Here is an 818-nt window from a genome sequence, read left to right as displayed (position 1 = left end):
CTCCCCACCCCCGTCAGCGCGGCCACCGCGCGCAGCTACCTCGTCTCCCTCACCGTGGCCGCCGAGAACCGCACCGGCTACAACCGCGACCTCTTCCCGCACTGGATCACCATCAGCGGCACCTGCAACACCCGCGAGACCGTCCTGAAGAGGGACGGCACCAACGTCGTCACCAACTCCTCCTGCGCCGCCACCAGCGGCTCCTGGTACTCCCCCTACGACGGCGCCACCTGGACCGCCGCCTCCGACGTCGACATCGACCACCTCGTGCCGCTGGCCGAGGCCTGGGACTCCGGGGCCGGCAAGTGGACCACCGCCCAGCGCCAGGCCTTCGCCAACGACCTCACCCGCCCGCAGCTCCTCGCCGTCACCGACCGCGTCAACCAGTCCAAGGGCGACCAGGACCCCGCCACCTGGGTCCCGTCCCGGTCGGCGTACGTCTGCACGTACGTACGCGCGTGGGTGCAGGTGAAGTACTACTACAACCTGTCGGTCGACTCGGCCGAGAAGAGCGCCCTGCAGGGCTACCTCGCCAACTGCTGACCCCCGGGATCTCCCCGCCGGCCTCCGTCGTTCCGTACCGTACGGGGCGACGGAGGAAGGGACCGCGATGGCCGGACTGCGCCTGGGACCACTGCTGAGGTACGCCGACGGCACGTCCGCGACCGTCTGGGCCGAGACGAGCCGCCCGTGCACGGCCGAGGTGCGCTGCGCGGACGGCGCCGGCGGAACCGCCCGCACCTTCCAGATCGAGGGCCACCACTACGCCCTCGTCCCGGTCACCGGCCTGACCCCCGGCACGTCCCCGTCCCGTACAC

At 71.8% G+C, this 818-nt stretch carries 2 protein-coding genes; both read left to right on the top strand.

The annotated features are described in order from the left end of the window. On the top strand, positions 1–543 hold a 543-nt coding region (locus C1I97_RS38165), incomplete at its 5' end, for an HNH endonuclease family protein (RefSeq protein WP_111007391.1). A gap of 67 nt (positions 544–610) precedes the next feature. Beyond that, on the top strand, positions 611–818 hold a 208-nt coding region (locus tag C1I97_RS38160; protein ID WP_441349205.1), incomplete at its 3' end, for a DUF7800 domain-containing protein.

Origin of the sequence: Streptomyces sp. NTH33 (assembly GCF_003236365.1) — a bacterium.
Taxonomy (GTDB): Bacteria; Actinomycetota; Actinomycetes; order Streptomycetales; family Streptomycetaceae; genus Streptomyces.
Note: the sequence above shows the minus strand (reverse complement) of the source record. Positions and strands in the feature narration are given on the sequence as shown.